The 18,533-nt window shown below is 65.4% G+C and carries 18 protein-coding genes; 11 read left to right on the top strand and 7 right to left on the bottom strand.

Translation table 11 applies throughout. From position 1 onward, the window contains the following. The 3 genes from JOZ76_RS12430 to JOZ76_RS12420 all read left to right on the top strand — a co-directional run. The coding region (locus JOZ76_RS12430; RefSeq protein WP_291698920.1) for an isocitrate lyase at window positions 1-940 on the top strand (940 nt) is incomplete at its 5' end. Window positions 941-983: 43 nt separating this feature from the next. Beyond that, a complete protein-coding gene (locus tag JOZ76_RS12425; protein ID WP_291698919.1) occupies window positions 984-1,193 on the top strand; it encodes a DUF4170 domain-containing protein in 210 nt (69 codons plus the stop codon). A gap of 233 nt (window positions 1,194-1,426) precedes the next feature. After that, on the top strand, window positions 1,427-1,984 hold the full coding sequence (locus JOZ76_RS12420) for a hypothetical protein (RefSeq protein ID WP_291698918.1): 558 nt from the start codon (window positions 1,427-1,429) through the stop codon (window positions 1,982-1,984). On the opposite strand, the gene JOZ76_RS12415 is transcribed toward JOZ76_RS12420, so the two are convergent. Beyond that, on the bottom strand, window positions 1,981-2,865 hold the full coding sequence (locus JOZ76_RS12415) for a metallophosphoesterase family protein (protein WP_291698917.1): 885 nt from the start codon (window positions 2,863-2,865) through the stop codon (window positions 1,981-1,983). The genes JOZ76_RS12420 and JOZ76_RS12415 overlap by 4 nt on opposite strands. A gap of 142 nt (window positions 2,866-3,007) precedes the next feature. On the opposite strand from JOZ76_RS12415, the gene JOZ76_RS12410 reads away from it, so the two are divergent. The 4 genes from JOZ76_RS12410 (at window position 3,008) to JOZ76_RS12395 (ending at window position 6,239) form a co-directional block, all read left to right on the top strand. Next, window positions 3,008-3,496: an NUDIX domain-containing protein gene (locus JOZ76_RS12410; protein WP_291698922.1), complete on the top strand. Its 489-nt coding sequence runs from the start codon at window positions 3,008-3,010 to the stop codon at window positions 3,494-3,496. Window positions 3,497-3,544: 48 nt separating this feature from the next. After that, window positions 3,545-4,681, top strand: coding sequence for a hypothetical protein (locus JOZ76_RS12405; RefSeq protein ID WP_291698916.1), 1,137 nt, complete (start codon window positions 3,545-3,547; stop codon window positions 4,679-4,681). A 64-nt stretch (window positions 4,682-4,745) separates the two neighbouring features. Then, complete coding sequence (locus tag JOZ76_RS12400; RefSeq protein ID WP_441300022.1) at window positions 4,746-5,666, top strand: glycosyltransferase family 2 protein; 921 nt, start codon at window positions 4,746-4,748, stop codon at window positions 5,664-5,666. Window positions 5,667-5,723: 57 nt separating this feature from the next. Next, window positions 5,724-6,239 carry a GNAT family N-acetyltransferase gene (locus tag JOZ76_RS12395; protein WP_291698914.1) on the top strand — a complete coding sequence of 172 codons (516 nt, stop codon included), beginning with the start codon at window positions 5,724-5,726 and terminating at the stop codon, window positions 6,237-6,239. An 8-nt stretch (window positions 6,240-6,247) separates the two neighbouring features. Here JOZ76_RS12395 and JOZ76_RS12390 read toward each other — a convergent pair whose 3' ends face one another. The 5 genes from JOZ76_RS12390 to JOZ76_RS12370 all read right to left on the bottom strand — a co-directional run bounded on the left by JOZ76_RS12390 (window position 6,248) and on the right by JOZ76_RS12370 (window position 13,795). Beyond that, entirely contained in the window at window positions 6,248-6,673 is a 426-nt protein-coding gene (locus JOZ76_RS12390; RefSeq protein WP_291698913.1) for a DUF2946 domain-containing protein, read from the bottom strand. Window positions 6,674-6,842: 169 nt separating this feature from the next. Beyond that, on the bottom strand, window positions 6,843-8,906 hold the full coding sequence (locus JOZ76_RS12385) for a hypothetical protein (RefSeq protein WP_291698912.1): 2,064 nt from the start codon (window positions 8,904-8,906) through the stop codon (window positions 6,843-6,845). A gap of 142 nt (window positions 8,907-9,048) precedes the next feature. Beyond that, the gene (locus JOZ76_RS12380) at window positions 9,049-11,859 is read right to left on the bottom strand and encodes a DUF4159 domain-containing protein (protein WP_291698921.1); all 2,811 of its coding nucleotides are present in this window, start codon (window positions 11,857-11,859) and stop codon (window positions 9,049-9,051) included. Then, the gene (locus JOZ76_RS12375; RefSeq protein WP_291698911.1) at window positions 11,859-12,797 is read right to left on the bottom strand and encodes a DUF58 domain-containing protein; all 939 of its coding nucleotides are present in this window, start codon (window positions 12,795-12,797) and stop codon (window positions 11,859-11,861) included. Before JOZ76_RS12375 ends, JOZ76_RS12380 begins: the two co-directional genes overlap by 1 nt. Further along, the gene (locus tag JOZ76_RS12370) at window positions 12,797-13,795 is read right to left on the bottom strand and encodes an AAA family ATPase (protein ID WP_291698910.1); all 999 of its coding nucleotides are present in this window, start codon (window positions 13,793-13,795) and stop codon (window positions 12,797-12,799) included. Before JOZ76_RS12370 ends, JOZ76_RS12375 begins: the two co-directional genes overlap by 1 nt. 258 nt (window positions 13,796-14,053) lie before the next feature. Between JOZ76_RS12370 and JOZ76_RS12365 the strand changes: the two genes are divergently transcribed. Genes JOZ76_RS12365 through JOZ76_RS12350 form a run of 4 tightly spaced genes read left to right on the top strand, consistent with a single transcriptional unit; the run spans window position 14,054 to window position 16,864 of the window. Further along, the gene (locus JOZ76_RS12365; RefSeq protein ID WP_291698909.1) at window positions 14,054-14,677 is read left to right on the top strand and encodes a DUF1285 domain-containing protein; all 624 of its coding nucleotides are present in this window, start codon (window positions 14,054-14,056) and stop codon (window positions 14,675-14,677) included. After that, complete coding sequence (locus JOZ76_RS12360) at window positions 14,674-15,345, top strand: CoA pyrophosphatase (RefSeq protein ID WP_291698908.1); 672 nt, start codon at window positions 14,674-14,676, stop codon at window positions 15,343-15,345. Before JOZ76_RS12365 ends, JOZ76_RS12360 begins: the two co-directional genes overlap by 4 nt. Further along, on the top strand, window positions 15,342-15,605 hold the full coding sequence (locus JOZ76_RS12355; protein ID WP_291698907.1) for a DUF6111 family protein: 264 nt from the start codon (window positions 15,342-15,344) through the stop codon (window positions 15,603-15,605). The genes JOZ76_RS12360 and JOZ76_RS12355 overlap by 4 nt, the downstream gene beginning before the upstream one ends. Then, complete coding sequence (locus JOZ76_RS12350; RefSeq protein WP_291698906.1) at window positions 15,602-16,864, top strand: CCA tRNA nucleotidyltransferase; 1,263 nt, start codon at window positions 15,602-15,604, stop codon at window positions 16,862-16,864. Before JOZ76_RS12355 ends, JOZ76_RS12350 begins: the two co-directional genes overlap by 4 nt. An 88-nt stretch (window positions 16,865-16,952) precedes the next feature. Here JOZ76_RS12350 and JOZ76_RS12345 read toward each other — a convergent pair whose 3' ends face one another. Continuing rightward, window positions 16,953-18,125, bottom strand: coding sequence for a M20 aminoacylase family protein (locus tag JOZ76_RS12345; protein WP_291698905.1), 1,173 nt, complete (start codon window positions 18,123-18,125; stop codon window positions 16,953-16,955). Window positions 18,126-18,533: the final 408 nt, after the last annotated feature.

Genomic DNA, 18,533 nt, shown 5'->3' with positions numbered 1-18,533 from the left:
GAAGCAGTGCGGCCACCAGGACGGCAAGGTGACGGTGCCGCACGAGGTGTTCCTCGCGAAGATCCGCGCCTGCCGCCATGCGTTCCTCGAGCTCGGCGTCGAAGACGGCGTCGTCGTGACCCGCACCGACTCGCTCGGCGCCGGCCTGACGCAGCAGATCGCTGTGAGCCACAAGCCCGGCGACATCGGCGACCAGTACAACAGCTTCCTGGATTGCGAGGAAGTGACGGCTGCCAATGCAAGGAACGGTGATGTCATCATCAACCAGAACGGCAAGATGATGCGTCCGAAGCGCTTGCCCAGCAACCTCTACCAGTTCCGTCCAGGCACCGGGGAAGATCGCTGCGTGCTCGACTGCATCACCTCGCTGCAGAACGGCGCCGACCTGTTGTGGATCGAGACCGAGAAGCCGCATATCGAGCAGATCGCCAGGATGGTCGATCGCATTCGCAAGGTCGTGCCGAACGCCAAGCTTGCCTACAACAACTCGCCGTCGTTCAACTGGACGCTCAACTTCCGCTGGCAGGTCTACGATGCGATGAAGGAAGCCGGCAAGGATGTCAGCAGGTACAATCGTGCGGAGCTGATGAAGGCGGAATACGACGACACGCCGCTGGCTCAGGAAGCCGACGAACGTATCCGGACCTTCCAGGCGGATGCGGCAAAGCGCGCCGGTATTTTCCACCACCTGATCACGCTACCGACCTATCACACGGCAGCGCTGTCGACCGACAATCTCGCCAGGGAATATTTTGGCGAGCAGGGCATGCTGGGCTATGTGAAGAACGTCCAGCGCGCCGAGATCCGTCAGGGCATCGCCTGCGTGAAGCATCAGAACATGGCCGGTTCCGACATCGGTGACGATCACAAGGGGTATTTCGCCGGTGAGGCCGCTCTGAAGGCGGGCGGCGTTCACAACACAATGAACCAGTTCAGCTAACGGTGGCGGCCGAGTAAGGTCAGCCGGGCAAGGAGACTGACAAATGACCAAAGGCAGCAATTTCTGGGTGATTGGCGGCGAGTTCGGCTCGATGAACTTCCACAAGCTCGTGGAAGGCTCGGCCCAGGTCAAAGGCCCGTTCAAGTCCCGCAAGGAAGCGGAAGACTGCTGGCGCGAAGTCTCGGAAGAGAACCGTCATAAGGCCGGCGTGCGCTTCTCGATCGTGGAAGAGCCCAACCGCATGGCGAGCTGATCAAGCTTCCTCGCGCGATGACTAGTCAAGCTTCCTCAAGTTAAGAAGGAAGTCCAAGGAGGCGGGCGGCCTCACCCGGCATTGCCGGGTGGGGCCGTTCGTTTTTCACTGCAACGTGCGGTGTAAGCCATTGATTACGGCCGACCTTTGCGGAAACCTGGGTTGCTGATAGGTTAATGGGACGGTTTCGGACCTTTTCCGGGCTTCGGACCAGCTTTGGGACGAGGTGGGTTATGTCAGAGGCGCAGAACAGCGGCGGCAGCGCCAGTGAAGGCCGTCCGATCAGGCTGCGCGATGCGCTGCGTCAGGCGCGCATCGAGGCGGCCGACCGCACCGGGGTCGTGGTCGACCTGCGCGATGCCGAGGTGGCGCGGCTGGAAATACTCGGCGAGGCGCTCGATCCTTTGTTCGTACAGGTGCCGCAACAGATCGACCTGTTCGATCGCGGCATCAGCCAGGGCGAGACGCCACGGCTGTGGATCGACGTCGTCGCTCATGTGGTGATGGGCCGCGACAAGCGGCTGTACCGCTTCGTGCAGGATACCCGCTTCGGCCGCATCGTGCTTGCGGAATCCCATGAGATCGCGGTCATCGTCCAGGCGGTGACCGACTACGTGGCGCGGCGGATGGTCGAGCGAGAACGCGCGCTGGTCGCGACGGAACCACCGCCGCTGCCGGAAAAGCCGCGGCGGCGCCGTCGCGGCGGCATCTGGATTTTCCTGCTCGGTTTTGCGCTGGGCGCGTTGGCGCTGTTCGGCGCGGCGGTGCTGGCCGCCATGCAAAATCTTTAGATCAACCGCACACGGCGGATCTCGCGCATCCGCATGGCGTCGTTGATGCCCCGCACGATCATGTCGCAGCGCCAGCCATTGCCTTCGCGCGCTACTGAAAACAGGTTGTAGGCGGCGGATGGATAGCGTCCATGCGCGAGCGACGAGGCGGAAGACACGCCGACCGCGGGAATCGATCGCCCCGGGCCGTCGATCCAGATCGTGGAATGGACATGGTCATGGCCGTGCAGGATCAGCTCGACGCCGTGCCGCTTCAGCAGCGCGATCAGTTGGCGAGAGTCGGTGAGCCGCTTGACGCGTGTATGCGATCTGAGCGGATGATGCACGAGAAGAACCCGAAACGTCTGCGACGAAAGTCCGGCGAGCCGCTGCTCCAACGCCGCAAGCTGGGAGGCCCCGAGCGTTCCCGTCGCCATCAAGGGCGCCGTCGGGAGCGCCGAGGTCAGGCCGATCAGCATGAGCGGCCCGCGCTTGCGCAGGTAAGGAAAGGCGGCGGGGTTTTGTGTCTCGTCGTCCGCGAGATAATCCGCAAACGTCTCCGCAAAACGGTGCCGCGTCGCGGGCACGTAAAGGTCATGATTGCCGGGAATGGCACTGACCTGGTCGGGCGGCCCCACGCTCTCCAGCCAGGCGCGTGCGGCCGGGAATTCCGCCTCGAGCGCAAGATTGACGAAGTCGCCGGTCACCGCGATGTGGTCGGGGCTTTGCGCCCGGAGGTCCGAGACCAGCACATCCAGAACCTCGCGGCGGTGGTATTTGTGTCGGTTGCGCCGCCAGTTGAGATAGCCGAACACGCGCTTGCCCGCGAGCTCGGTGGCGCTGGGCTCCGGCAAGGGCGGCAGATGCGGGTCCGACAGATGGGCGAGTGTGAACGCGGCCATCAGCTCTCGCCCCTGCAATCTCGCGCAATGGTCGGTCCCGATGGCAGCGTTATGGTCTCCGGAGCTTCCATCCTGTATTGGCAAGCGGATCGGATCAGTGCAAGGAGGATCGGCACGTGCCGGAACACTCGGAATGTCGGACGTGACAGCCACGCAGGACATGCGCCAGCGGCTCGAACCGGCGCTGCGGCGCATTTTTCACCTGTATTGGCGCTTCGCCCGCGGCATGACGCTCGGGGTGCGCGGCGTCGTGCTCGATGCCGACAACCGCGTGTTCCTGGTCAAGCACAGCTACATCTCCGGCTGGCATCTGCCCGGTGGCGGCGTCGAGGTCGGCGAGACGTTTTTGGACGCGCTGGCGCGCGAACTGATCGAGGAGGGCCGCATCGAGGTCGTGGGCGAAGCCAACCTGCATGGCGTGTTCCTCAACAACCATGTGTCGCGGCGCGATCATGTCGCGGTTTTCGTGATCAGGCAGTTTCGGCAGGACCGGCTGCCCGAGCCGAACCGCGAGATCATCGCCTGCGGCTTCTTTGCAGCCGATGGCCTGCCGGAAGGAACGACCAGGGGCACCCGGCTGCGGATTACCGAGGTCCTGGACGGCAAGGCGCCCCTCGCGACATGGAGCTGACCGCCTGCTGTGCTAGGAGTGCGATCGAACTGGGTGTCCTCGATCACGATGAAATCGCTGAAAATCGTCTGGAGCCTGGCCTGCACCCTGGTGCTTGCCAGCAACGTCTGGTCGATGTCGCGCTGGAACGAGGCGCGCGGCGTCTACGACGACGTCTGCTATCTGCGCCAGGCGCATCTGTTTCAGCGCTTCGGGTCAGGCGGTTTCGATACCAACATCGCGCGCGATGACGATCATTACCTGGCGTCAAAGCTGAAGGAGATCGGCTATCCCGGCTGGAATCATCTGGCGCAGGCGCCGTGCCATACGCTGATGCCGGCGGCAAACAAGCTGGTCATCCAGTATCCGCCGGGCACGGGCCTTCTGCTCGCGCTTTTTCCGGAAGGACATCAGGTCATTCCGCTCTACGTGACGGCGACGCTCGCGGTGCTCGGCTTTGCACTGCTTGGAGTTTGGTCCGCGCGCACGCCGCGGTCGGTCGCGCTAGGCGGTCTGTTCGGCTGCCTTGCCGTCTACCTGATGATCAATCCTGCGAAGGCGAGCTATTCGATCGCGCCGACGATGATCGTCTGCGCGGCCGCCGGCTACCTGACCGCGCGCTGGCTGACCGGGCCGCGTCACGATGTGGCATTGATCGCGCTGATCGGTTTCCTGCTTGGGTTGGCCGTCAATTTCCGTTTGCCGAATCTGTTTCTGGCTTCCGGCTACGGGCTGTTCCTGCTGGCCACGTTCCTGGTGAGCCGGACTTACCAGACCTTCATCGAAGGATTGTCGTTCGGCGCGGCCGTCCTGATCGGCATGGCGCCGACATTGTTCGCGAATGCGATCAACGCCGGCGGTCCGCTCGCCACGACCTATAGCGGGGCCGACGCCGTATCGCCCGACTTCAGCCTCGCGATCATCAAAGATTATCTCGCCGACATGCAGTTCGTGCTGCTGCTGCTTGCGCTCGGCGCAACGGCTTACCTGCTGCGCGCCGGCTCGCATGGCGCCCGGAGCCTCGCGCTTGTCGTGGCGGCAAATCTTCTGGTCAATCTCGCCTTCTTCATGAGCCATCCGATCTTCACGCCCTATTACACGATCCCGATCGCGATGCTGTCGCTCTGGACACTCTTGTTCGGCTATCTGCTGCAGCCGCCGCAAGCGGTGGAGGACGCTCCGGCCAGGCGGGCGCGGCCGGCCTGATCATGCTAGGAAGCTTGATGGATTCGCTGATCACACAGGCATTCCTGCCGTGATACCGTCGTCGTTGCGGATTGCCGTTCTGCTGCCGTGCTTCAACGAAGCGGCGGCGGTCGCGGCCGTCGTCGCCGATTTCAGCAAGGCCCTGCCGGGTGCGACCATCTACGTCTACGACAACAATTCGACCGACCGCACCGCCGAGCTGGCGCGGGCGGCGGGCGCCGAGGTCCGCAGTGAGCGGCGTCAGGGCAAGGGCCACGTGGTCCGGCGCATGTTCGCCGATATCGACGCCGACATCTACGTGCTGGCCGATGGAGACGCGACCTATGATGCGACCAGCGCGCCGCGCCTGATCGCGCGGCTCGTCGAGGATCACCTCGACATGGTGGTCGGCTTGCGCGTGGATCAGGCGGAAGCCGCCTACAGAAAGGGCCACCGCACCGGCAACTGGATGCTGACGCAGTTTCTCTCCTCGGTGTTCGGCCAGGCCTTCAAGGACATTCTCTCGGGCTATCGGGTTTTCTCGCGCCGCTTCGTCAAATCCTTTCCGGTGCTGTCGGACGGTTTTGAGATCGAGACCGAACTCACCGTACATGCGCTCGAACTGGCGCTGCCGGTCGCCGAAATCGAAACGCCCTATTACGCGCGCCCCGAAGGCTCGTTCAGCAAGCTCAATACCTGGCGGGACGGTTTTCGGATTTTCGGAACCATCCTGAAGCTCTATCGCTCGGAGAAGCCACTGCGCTTCTTCACGGCGATCGGAGCCTTCCTCGCCCTGGTCGCGATCGGCCTCGCGATCCCGATTTTCATCACCTATCTCGAACAGGGCATCGTGCCGCGGCTGCCGACCGCGGTGCTGTCGACCGGGCTGATGATCGTGGCGATGCTGTCGATCTCGTCAGGTCTCGTCCTGGATACCGTGACCCGCGGCCGCCGCGAGATGAAGCTCCTGGCTTATCTGTCGCAGCCGCCGCCAAAATCGGACTGACGCTGCCCGCAAGCCGCAATGGACCTCGGGCCTGCCAGATGCTACGCGGACTCGGCCATGAACGATCTGTCGATTACCATTGCTCCCGAGACGGAAAACGACGCGCAGGCCATCGAGCGGCTGCATGAGCGTACCTTTGGCCCCGGCCGCTTCGTGCTGAGCGCCTATCGCCTGCGCGAGCATGTCGATCCCCTGCTCGAATTGTCCTTCACCGCGCGCATCGGCACGCTCCTGGTCGGCTCGGTGCGGCAGTTGCCTGTTTGCGTCGGCGAGACCAAGGCACTGCTGCTGGGGCCGCTGACGGTCGAGCCGCCGTTCCGTAAGCGCGGCATCGGCGAGGCGTTGCTCGCGCGCGCGCTGGCCGAGGCGAAAGCCAAGGGCCACCGTCTGGTGCTGCTGGTCGGCGACGTCGCCTATTACAGCCGGGTCGGATTCAAGCAGGTCGCGAAGGGCAGGGTGACCATGCCGGGGCCCGTCGATTACAGCCGCCTCCTGGTCGCCGATCTGGTCGATGGCGCATTCGACGGCGTCTCGGGCGCGATCCGTCCGGACTGGGACCTGGCGCGCCGATAAAACCTGCCTCAGGAAGTCGGTCGCGTTTGAGGATGGGAGGACAGGCCGATCGACCTCAGGTGCGCGAACTCGGCATCAGTCACCTGTTGCAGAAATTCGAGCATCTGCGGCAGCAGCAGGAGCGGCGGCGGGGCGAACAGGATTGCATTCGCCGTGCTGAGCGCGGCGCAAATTCCACAGCCATCCCCCTGTCGCGCGTTGCGCGAGGAAGCATCGCCGTCGCTGTCGGAATCCGGCGTCAGTTGCGAGGCCTGGCTGAAGGCCGCGAGGTCGCCGGCGCTGGCCGTATCACTGAGCGGCTGGCTCTGGCGGACGCCGGGCGCGGCTGTCGCGGCCGCCCAATGCAGCTCAGCAAGCGACGGTGCGATGAGGATGAGAAACGCGCACACCGCCCGCCGTGCCGCGCGTTTGACGTTGGACCGGAATCCCGCCATCCCGTGACGCACCTACGCTTAAATCGGAAAATTCACGGCTGTTCTGAAGTCGTGCGTCAGCGTTGCAGGGAGAACCGCGTCGTGTCAACCGCCGTGGTTCTCCCGCCTTGGTCCAGATGAATATTCAATAGCGCTGTGATACGGCGGACACGCGTCGTAAAAATTGCGCCTAGCGCCCCTCACGTACCCAGGTTGCAGCAAAGGCGCCGAGCAGGAGCAAGAGGCCGATCAGCCCGGCGAAGATCGGCAGCACGCCGACGCCGCGTACCACGCTCGCGTCGCGCATCTTCACGCCGAGCCAGCCCTCGCCATGGAACATGCTCGATGATCGGACCGCCACGATGCGCGGCAGGTCGACGCCCGATCCATCCGCCACGCGCCGTGCGTCGCCGCCGGTCGCCTGCGCCAGTGGTTTCAGCATGTCGGTCGTGGAGGTGACTTCGGAAAACTCCTTCGGATTGGTCGGGCCGACATTGATCAGCGCCTTCAGCGTGCCGTCGGTCGCCTGCCACAGGCCGAGCTCGTTCGCCGGCATCGCGGCCTTCCACTCGCCGGGCTCGCCTGCGATCAGCGTCAGTTCGCGCGTCGCGCCGGAGGGCGAGGTCACGGTGACAGGCGCGACGCTGTCGGCCATGGTCTGGCGGACCACCACGAGATCCTTGCCCTGCACCAGCAGCCGCAAGGCTTCCTCGTCGAGGTCGGGCTGCTTCATCAGCCAGTGCGACATCCGCCTGAGCAGGTCGAGATGCGGGCCGCCGCCCTCATAGCCGCGCGCCCATAGCCAGATGTGGTCGGACAACAACAGCGCGACGCGGCCTTCGCCGAAGCGCGACAGCAGGAGCAGCGGCTTGCCGTCGGCCCCGGTCATGACCGGCGCGCCGACTGCGTTGCGGGTGTCGACGGTACGGAAGAACCGGCTCCAATGCGGCGGCTCGGACTCGGCGCCTTCGAGCCCGCGCGTGACAGGATGGCGTTTACCGGCATCGGATAGATGCGCGTAGAACGGCTTTTCGGTAACGCCGACCGGTTCGGCCGGAAGCACTGAATCGAGCGGCGTGCGCCAGATGCTGGTGTTCGAGGCATAGTCCGGCCCGGCCGAGACCAGCACCGCGCCGCCCGCGCGCACATAACGGGCGATGTTGTCGAAATAGGCGACCGGCAGCACCCCTTGCCGCGCATAGCGGTCGAAGATGATGAGCTGGAATTCGTTGATCTTCTGCTGGAACAGCTCGCGGGTCGGAAACGCGATCAGCGACAGCTCGTTGATCGGGGTGCCATCCTGCTTCTCCGGCGGACGCAGGATGGTGAAATGCACGAGATCGACGCTGGCGTCCGATTTCAAGAGGTTGCGCCAGGTACGCTCGCCGGAATGCGGCTCGCCAGAAACCAGCAGCACCCGCAGCTTGTCGCGCACGCCATCGATCGCGACCACCGCGCGGTTGTTGACCGGCGTCAGTTCGCCCTCGAGCGGCGAGGCCTCGATCTCGACGATGTTCGCGCCCTCATGCTTGATGTCGATATCGACGCTGGAGGTCTGTCCGCTCTGCAGCGTGCGTTCGCTGATGGTCTCGCCGTCGCGGCGCACCGCGACCTTGGCGCGCTCGCCGGACACGCCCTGGTCGTCGAGGCGGTAGGTGATGGTCTGGGTCTGTCCGACGATGCCGAAGCGCGGCGCCGAGGTGATCGCGATGCGGCGGTCACGCTCGTCCTTCTGGCCCGTGATCAGCGCGTGCACGGGCGCCTGGAAGCCGACGCCGCTTACGTTCGCCGGGATGTCGTGCACGCGTCCGTCGGTGATCAAAAACGCGCCGGCGACGCGGTCGACCGGCACGTCCGACAGCGCCGAGGACAGCGCGCCGAACAGCTTTGTGCCGTCGGTTTCGCCGTCGGCCTGTCCGGCCTCGACCACGCGCACTTCCAGTCCCTTGATCTTCTTTAAGGAGTCGACGAGGGCTTCGCGCGCCTGCGCGGTCTGCTTGGTGCGGTCGCCAAAATTCTGGCTCGGGCTCTTGTCGACGACGACGGCGGCTACCGAGGACAGCGGCTCGCGATCCTCGCGGGTGAAGGAGGGATTGGCGAGCGCCAGCGCGACGAGGGCCAGCGCCGCGAGGCGCACCCAGGCGCCGCGGGAACGGGCGATCAGGAGTAGCGCCGCGATAACGACGATGGCGGACAGCGCGACCCAGAGAACGGTCTGGGGAACCAGTGGCGTGAACGCAATGCCGTAATTCATGGCGCGAACCTCTCAATGTCGTCATGCCCGGCCTTGTGCCGGGCATCCACGTCTTTCTTGCGCAAAGCCAAGACGTGGATGGCCGGGACAAGCCCGGCCATGACGGCGCAGTTGTGGGAGCCGCTTGAGCTCATCACACGCATCATTGTCCCAGCCGCTCGATCAGGGCGGGCGCGTGCACCTGGTCGGCCTTGTAGTTGCCGGTCAGCGTGTACATCACGATGTTGACACCGGCGCGAAAGGCATAGTCGCGCTGCTTCGGTTCGCCGGGCACCAGCGGCAGCATGTACTGGCCATCGCTCCGCATCGCCCAGGCGCCGGCCAGGTCGTTCGAAGAGATGATGATCGGCGAGACGCCGTCGCCGCCGCGCGCCGGCCGTGCGGCAGCCTCCTCGTCATCCTCGCGCGGCAGAGACTCGACCCAAGTCTGCCCGGAGACGAAGCGGCCCGGGAAATCACGCAAGAGATAAAAGGTTTTGGTCAGCACGTGCTCGCGCGGCACCGGCTCGAGTTCCGGAATGTCGAGCGAAGAGAGGATGTCGCGCAGCGCCTGCATGCCTGGTGTTTGAGCGCCGCTGTTGTCGCCCGGCGCCGCCTCGACGGCGTCGCGGGTGTCGAATAGCACTGTGCCGCCCTGTTTCATGTAGGCGTCGATGCGGTTGATCGCGTCCTGCGGCGGCTTTGGTGCGCCGGGCACGATCGGCCAGTAGATCAGCGGGAAGAACGCGAGCTCATCATGCGCGGGATCGACACCGACGGGATCGCCGGCCTCGAGCGCCGTGCGCTGCGCCAGATACAGCGTCAGTCCTGCCATGCCCGCCTTCACGATCGAATCCACGTCCGCGTTGCCGGTGACGACATAAGCGAGGCGCGTCTGCGACACCGCACGCATCGCGAAATCGTCGCTGGCCTCATCGGCGCGGATCGGCGAGGGCATGGCGAGCAGGCTGCCGAGCACCAGCGCGAAAACGATCGCCGCCGGTGCCGCGCGTCGCCGGACCAGCGCGGCGAGCCCGCCGCCGAGCACGGCGACCACGATCGCGTCGATCAGGAACAGCGCCAGCGAGGCCGACAGCAGGATGCCGCGGAGATCGCGCGGTTCGGCGTTGGTGTAGCTCGCGCGCCGCGCTGAAATTGCGGAGGTGTCGAGCGGCGCGATGCGATCGGCGGGCGCGAGCGTGTTCACGGCGAGCGGTCCCTCGGCAGGGCCATAGAATCCGGGCGGGTGATCCAATGTGGCGTGATCCTTGAAGTCGGCGGGGAGCGGTTTGGCGGTCGAGGGCGGCGGTCCGAAGGCGCCGAAGCCGTCGAGCGTATGCAGCGGCGCCACCGTTTCGGCCTTGGCCTCGCCGGCAACTCCCGCGCCCTGTTTCGGCGTGTAGCCGGAGGTGTCGACGATCCGCCGCAGCATCTCGACGAAGCTGCCCGACATCGGCAGATCCGACCAGCGCATGTCGGCCGAGACGTGGAACAGCACCAGCATGCCCTTGCCCCGGCGTTCGCCGGTGACCAGCGGCGTGCCGTCCTCGAGCGAGGCCCAGCTCTTGGTCGAAAGCACGGCGTCGGGTTCGGCCAGCACCTGACGGCTCACCGTGATGTCCTTCGGCATGGCGAGCCCGGCAAACGGACCGTCGGCGGCGAACGCGGTGAGATGCTGCGGCTTCTCCCAGGTCAGGCTGCCGCCGAGGGTGCGCCCGCCACGGCGCAGCTTGACCGGCACCAGATCGTCATCGCCCTGCGCGAGCCGGGGGCCGGCAAAGCGAACCAGCACGCCGCCCTGGTCGATCCAGGCGGCAAGCCGGTCGTGAATGTCGGGTGCGAGCGTGCCGACATCGGCCATCACGATCATCGGCAGTTTCTGGTCGAGAAACTGCCCGATCGCCTGCTGCGGCGCCACGCGCTCGCCGAGCCGGATATCGGCGAACGGCGCCAGGGCCCGGGTGAGATAGAAGGTCGGCGCGAGCAGCGGCTGCGCGGTGTCGCTGGTGGAGGCGGTGACGATTCCGATCGCGCGGCGGCGCCATCTCTTGTCGAGCAGCTGCACGGCGCCGGCGGACCGCTCGCCTGCGACTTCGAGCCGGGTGATGTCATTGCGCAGTTCGACCGGAAGATCGAAGGTCGCCTCGGTCTCCCGGCTGCCGGCCGCGAAGGAGAAGCGCGCGTCCGCTATCGGCAGGCTTTTCGCGTCGAGTGCGCGCACGACCCCGGTTGCAAGTCCGCCATCGGTGCGCAGCACCTTCACTGTCATCTTGGCGGCGGCGTTTTCCGCCGCCGTCAGCGCCAGCGGCGACGGGGCTCCGCCCTCGAAAATGGTCAGCGTCCGCTCGCCGATGGTTTTTGCCAGTCCGCTGACGAAGTCGGTGCCGCGGCCGGCATCGACGCCATCGGATAGCCAGGCGATCTCGCAGTCGCCGGTGGCTTTCAGGAAGCGCGCGATTGTCGGCAGCGCCTCACTGCGGTCGATCGTGTAGGGGTGGGGCGCAAGCTGCTGCAGCGCGACCCGTGCGGCACCGGAGGGCATGATGGTGATGTCGCGCGCAGGCTCGGACAGCGGCGCGATCGCAACGCCGCGCCGGTCGTTGTCCGCATTGGCGATCAGCTCATCGGCGGCCTTGATCCGCGTGTCCCAGCTCGAGGCCGCGCCCCAGTCGTCGTCGAGCAGGATGAGGAGTGGGGCCGTGCTGCCGGCGAGACCCGTCTTCGGATTGAGTATAGGGCCTGCGGCGGCAAAGATCAGGAGCGCCGCGGCCGCAAGGCGCAGCGCGGTCAGCCACCACGGCGTACGCGAGGGCGTCTCTTCGCGCGGCGCGATGTCGAACAAGAGCCGCGTCGGTGGGAATTCGATGCGCCGCGGCCGCGGCGGCATCACTCGCAGCAGCCACCACAGCACCGGCAGGCTGAGCAGCCCCAGGAGCAGCAGCGGTTCGGCAAAGGAAAGGGGGAGACCGGCGATCATACGCTGCGCCCTACCTTGACGTTGGCACGCACGCTCCCCTTGGTCACGGTCATGCCGGCATGCAGGAACAACAACAATTCGGCGGCCGAACGGTTCGTACTATGGGTGGTGAACAACCAGCCGAGCTTGTTGGTCTCCTCGCGAATCTGATCCCGGTGCAGCGCGAGGCGGGCCACATAGTCGGTAGCCCAGGCTTCGGCGCGGCCTGCAGTGATGATGTCCCCGCCCTCCGGCTCGACGAATTCGACGCGGCCGGAATAGGGAAAACTTTCCTCCGCGGGATCGACCACCTGCACCAGCGTGCCGTGCGCGCCGGACCCGGACAATCCAGCCAAGGTGGTTTTGATCTCGGAGATCGGCGACCAGAAATCCGACAGCACCACTATCTCGGCCAGCGAGGACGGCACGAAGGAGGGCGGCAGGCTCGGCCGCACCGCGTCGTCGTGCAGCATCGCCTGCGCAATCTTGTCGATTACGGTTCGGCTCGCGGTCGGGCTCATCAGGCCGGGAATGCCGACGCGTTCGCCGCCAGCGACCAGGAGTTCGGCCAGCGCGAAGGTGACGATCAGGGTACGTTCGAGCTTGCTGTCGCGCGCCTTGAGCGAGGCAAACGCCATCGATGGCGAGCGGTCCGGCCACATCCACACGGTGTGCGCAGCCTCCCATTCCTGCTCGCGGACATAGAGATGATCGTCGCGCGCCGAACGCCGCCAATCCACATTCTGTGAGGGCTCGCCCGAGACAAAGCGGCGATACTGCCAAAAGCTCTCGCCGGTGCCCGCGCGCCGCCGTCCATGCAGGCCGTGGATGACGTTGGCGGCGATACGGCGGGCCTCGAGCACGAGGCGCGGCAGCGACGCGGCAAGCGTCCGGCTTTCACCGTCGGCCCGTCGGATCGCTAAAATTTCCTTCCCATGCCCGGGGTCAGCGGCCATCAACCGATCCGTGTCTTCAATTGCCGGATCACGTCCGGAATGGTGCGGCCTTCGGCGCGCGCCGAGAAGGTCAGCGCCATGCGGTGCTTCAGTACCGGCTCGGCGAGATCGAGCACGTCGTCGATCGAGGGTGCGAGCCGCCCGTCGAGCAGCGCGCGCGCACGGACCGCGAGCATCAGCGATTGGCTGGCGCGCGGACCCGGTCCCCAGGCGATCAGCTTGCCGGCATCGCCGCCTTCAGGGCCCGGACGCGCCGAGCGGACCAGCGACAGGATGGCTTCGACCACGGAATCGCCGACGGGCAGGCGGCGCACCAGCCGCTGCGCCGCGATCAGCGCGTCGGCGGTCATCGCGGCCTTCGCCGCAGTCTCCTCGGCGCCGGTGGTCTCGAACAGGATGCGGCGCTCCGCGTCGCGATCGGGATAGTCGACGTCGATTTCCATCAGGAAACGGTCGAGCTGCGCCTCGGGGAGCGGATAAGTGCCCTCCTGCTCCAGCGGGTTCTGCGTCGCCAGCACGTGGAAAGGCTTTGGCAGATCGTGACGTGCGCCGGCGACCGTGATGTGCTGCTCCTGCATCGCCTGCAACAGCGCCGACTGGGTGCGCGGGCTGGCGCGGTTGATTTCGTCGGCCATCAGGAGTTGCGCGAACACCGGTCCGGAGATGAAGCGGAACGAGCGCTTGCCGGACCCGCTCTCGTCCAGCACTTCGGCGCCGAGAATGTCCGAGGGCATCAAATCGGGCGTGAACTGGATGCGCTTGGCGTCGAGGCCGAGCGTCACGCCGAGCGTATCAACGAGCTTGGTCTTGGCGAGGCCAGGCACGCCGATCAAGAGCGCGTGACCGCCGGAGAGGATCGTCACCAGGGTGTTCTCGACGACCCGTTCCTGGCCGAAAATGACCGTCGCGATCGCATCCCGTGCGGCGCGGATCTGGCCGGAGACCTGCTCGGCCGAGCGAACGATCACATCTTCCAGTTTCTCGACACTTTCCGCCATCGACAGCTCCTTTGACCTTCTGATCCCAAACTTTGGCGCCTAAGGCGTTCCATCATGCCAAGAATGCATGCTAGACCCTTGAGAAGGCCATGTATTTGTTGGATTAAACATTCCCCACATTAGCGGCATTTCGGGGTATCAACGGCATCACGATGTGGCGACCTGAAGAGCGAAAGCCTCGGGCCGGAACTTACCCCAAGTACATACAACGACGACTTGCACCAATCGTGCCAATCACGCTTCAACGTCAGGACAAACATGGCGAAGCAAGGGCGGACCAGCAACCAGAGTCTTGATGGGCTGACCGCTGCCGCAAAGGACGCGGAGAAACAAGCCGTAGAAACCACGCCTGTCGGAAAGGCGCTGCCCCCGGTGCATCTGTGGAATCCGCCGTTCTGTGGCGATCTCGACATGCGAATCGCAGGAGATGGTACTTGGTTCTACATGGGAACGCCAATCGGACGCCCTGCGCTGGTGCGCTTGTTCTCCACCATTTTGAAGCGCGAGAATGGCAAGCATTTTCTGGTCACGCCGGTGGAGAAGGTCGGCATCCGCGTCGATGATGCGCCGTTCGTGGCGGTCGAGATGCAAAGAGAGCGCGACGAGCGCGGTCCGCTGCTGCGCTTCCGCACCAATGTCGACGACTGGGTGGACTGCGACGGTGACCATCGCCTGCGTTTCGAGATCAGTGCGGCGGGCGGGCTCACGCCCTATCTTCACGTCCGCGCCGATCTCTGGGCGAAGCTGACCCGTGCGCTCTACTACGACCTTGTTGACATCGGTGAAGAGCGAATGATCGATGGCCGAGAGATGTTCGGAATCGAGTCGGCAGGGGAGTTTTTTCCGATGGCGGATGCGCTCGAGGTGAGGGCTGCGCTTTGAACGAGCCGATGGTGCGGACCGCTCCGGCCACGATCAATGCGGCAGATTTTTTCGAGCGCGCACGTTCGCGCCTGCGCTTCGACGTTCCACCCGCGCTGCATAACCAGGACATCGTGCCGACGAGCGGCGATGCCGGGACCGACCGCATGCTCGAGATCGTCGCGCGCGAGCAGCCGATCCGGGCCGCCGCGGTGCTGATCCCTGTCGTCGCGCATCCTGAGCCGACCGTGCTGCTGACCTTGCGTGCATCGCATCTGAGCGATCATGCCGGCCAGATCGCTTTCCCCGGCGGCAAGATTGATCCGGCCGACGCGAGCCCGCGCGACGCCGCGCTGCGCGAAGCGTGGGAGGAGGTCGGGCTCGATCGAAACTTCATCGATCCGATCGGCTATCTCGACGTCTATGGCACCGCGTTCGGCTTTCGCATCCTGCCGACGCTGGCGCGCGTGTCGCCCGGTTTTGCACTCAACCTCAGCCGCGACGAGGTCGACGATGCCTTCGAGGTGCCGCTCGCCTTCCTGATGAACCCGCTCAATCATCAGCTTCACAGCAAGGAATTCCGCGGCATGGAGCGGTTCTATTACGCGATGCCGTATGGCGGATACTACATCTGGGGCGCCACCGCCGGCATCCTGCGCCTGCTCTACGAGCGGATTTTTCTGCCATGATCCGTCCGGCGTTGACCGAGATCGGGATTTTCCTCATCCCTTTTGCGGTCTATGCGCTGTTTTTGCTTGCGACACGCTCCGAGCTCGTGGCGCAATCTTCCTGGCCACTGCCTTTGATTGCCAAACTTTTGTTGGGATCGTTGCTCCTGGTGATTGCGAGCTTCATCATGCTGGCGAATTTTTCCGGTGCGCCGCCGCACTCGACCTATATCCCCGCGCATATCGAGAACGGCAGGCTCGTTCCCGGAGTCGAGAAATGAGCCAGATGACGCCGGAGGATGCGCCCTGGCTGACGGGGGGGCCGGCGGGGCGCGTGCTCGCATTGTTGAACGATGGAGGTGAAGAAGCGCGCGTGGTCGGCGGCGCGGTGCGCAATGCGCTGCTGAAGATTCCGATCGGCGACATCGATATCGCGACCACCGCACTGCCGGATGAGGTGATGCGGCGCGCCAAGGAGGCCGGCATCAAATGCGTGCCGACCGGCATCGACCACGGCACAGTGACTCTCGTGGTCGACGGTCAGCCGTTCGAGGTGACCACCTTGCGCGAAGATACCGAGACTTTTGGCCGCAAGGCGAAGGTCGCGTTCGGCCGCGACTGGATCTCCGACGCGCACCGGCGCGATTTCACCATCAACGCGCTGTCGCTCAGCGCGGATGGCGTCGTGCACGATTACGTCGGTGGGCTCGATGACATCGCCGCACGGCGGGTGCGCTTCATCGGCAATCCGGCGGAGCGGATCGCCGAAGACTATTTGCGCATCCTGCGCTTCTTCCGCATCCATGCCGCCTTCGGTGCGGGCGAGGTGGATCGCCCTGGCTATCTCGCCTGCATTGCCGCGCGCGAGGGCCTGGCTGCGCTGTCGGCGGAGCGCGTGCGCACCGAGCTCTTGAAGCTCCTGATCGCGGACGGGGCGGTGGCGGCCGTCACGGCGATGGCCGACGGCGGCCTGTTGCTGCCGATCCTCGGCGGCGTCGCCTATCTCGGGCCGTTTGCGGCGATGATCGCGGGGGAGCGGAGGCTCGCATTGACGGCGGATCCGGTGCGCCGCCTGGCGGCGCTCGCGGTCGCCGTGACCGAAGATGCCAAGCGCCTGGCATTGCGTCTGCGGCTCTCCAACGCCGAGGCCAAGGCGATCGATTCCATGGGCCATCGCTGGTGGCGGCTTGGCGGTATGGACGAGGCGACCGCCAAGCGCCGGCTCTATCGTCTCGGCGCTGACCGCTATCGCGACCGTCTGCTGCTCGCCTGGGCGCGCGCGGGGACCGCTGCCGATCCGGTCTCCTGGCTCGAGCTCGCCACGCTGTCGCAGCGCTGGAGCGCGCCGAAATTTCCGCTCAAGGGAGCCGACTTCATCGCGCGCGGCGTGGCCGAAGGTCCCGCGCTCGGCCATGTCCTGACCCTGGCCGAGGATGCCTGGCTCGCCGCCGATTTCCCGCTCGATGGCGTCGTGCTCTCAGTCATCGCCGACCAGGCGGTCGCCCGCATCAACAGCAGCAGCAAGGACGGCAGGCCTTGATCGGCGTTTGCTTTGCTGCGCAACGGTTGCCGCGGCCGGCAGAGGGGAGAGGGGGGCACCTGCAACGCGGCTCCAGTCTCAAGAGGCGTCAGCCGGCCGGCATCGTCTTCTCGACCAGCCGCACCCAGTACGATGCGCCGTGCCCCAGAATGGCGTCGTTGAAGCAGTAGGCTGGATGGTGGCATTCCTCGCCGCCGCCCATGCCGAGAAATACGAAGGCGCCGGGCCGCGCCTGAAGCATGAAGGCGAAATCCTCACCGCCCATCAAGGGCGCCGTGTTGTCGTTGACCCGCTCGCTACCCACGACATCGCGCGCCACCTCGGCAGCGATGGCCGTTTCGCGTTCATGATTGATGGTCGAGGGATAGAGGCGGGTGTAGGTCGTCTCGGCCGAGCCGCCATAGGCGCGGGCGATGCCGTCAGCGACTTCGGCGATCCGGCGCTCGACGAGGTCGCGCACCTCGGGATCCAGCGTGCGAACTGTCCCCTTCAGCGTGGCTGTCGGCGGAATCACATTGGCCGCGCTGCCGGCCTGGAAGACGCAGATCGAGATGACAGCGGTCTTGATCGGATCGACGTTGCGCGCGACGATCGATTGCAGCGCGCTGACGATTTCCGAACCGATCAAAATGCTGTCGACCGCCTTGTGCGGGCTGGCGCCGCCATGGCCGCCCTTGCCATGGACCGTGATCTCCAGCTTGTCGGAGGCAGCCAGCAGCGGTCCGGGCCGCATATGGAAATGACCCTCGGGCAGGCCCGGCATGTTGTGCATGCCATAGACCTCCTGGATATCCCAGCGGGTCATCAGGCCGTCCTCGACCATGGCCTGGCCGCCGGCGCCGCCTTCCTCGGCGGGCTGGAAGATCAGCACCGCGGTGCCGTCAAAATTACGTGTCTCGGCGAGGTATTTCGCGGCACCCAGCAGCATGGCGGTATGCCCGTCATGTCCGCAGGCATGCATCAGGCCGGGCGTTTTCGAGACATAGGGCACGCCGGACTCTTCCAGGATCGGCAGCGCGTCCATGTCGGCGCGAAGCCCGATCGTCTTGCCTGACGCACTCTTGCGGCCGCGGATCACACCGACCACGCCCGTGCGCCCGATCCCGGTCACCACCTCATCGCAGCCGAACTCGCGCAGGCGGTCGGCGACAATGCCGGCGGTACGGTGCACCTCGTAGAGCAGTTCGGGGTGCTGGTGAAAATCGTGACGCCAGGCGGCCATTTCGTCCGAGAGGGACGCGACGCGGTTGATGATCGGCATGCAATGATCGGTCTGTTCGCTCGAAGAACGTGAATACGGAGCCGCCGAGCCCGCTTTTCGACGGGTCCGACGCAGCTTGTAACACAACTATGACCTTATGGGCCCGTTGAAGCAAGGCGCGGCTGCAGAAAGGCACGGCATGAAGGGGCTGCCGCCCGTTCATGCCTGCGTGTGCATCACGCTGGCGCCAACGCGTGCAGATGGCATTCCCCGGGCTCCGCGACGACGGCTTCAAAGCCGACGTGATCTTGCAGGCCGCAGCGAATGGGCGAGCGGCACGGCCTTCGATGCGAGGCTGCCAATGGTGAAGATCACAAACTGGCGCGACAGTGGTCGGGCCGAGGACGGCCGCCTCGGCAAGGCAGCAATTGCAAGGCCGCCATCAGGCGACCTTGTCTTCTTCCTCTT

The organism is Bradyrhizobium sp. (assembly GCF_019244115.1).
Classification (GTDB): domain Bacteria; phylum Pseudomonadota; class Alphaproteobacteria; order Rhizobiales; family Xanthobacteraceae; genus Bradyrhizobium.
The sequence above is the reverse complement of the archived record's forward strand: the minus strand, read 5'-3'. Positions and strand labels throughout refer to the sequence as shown.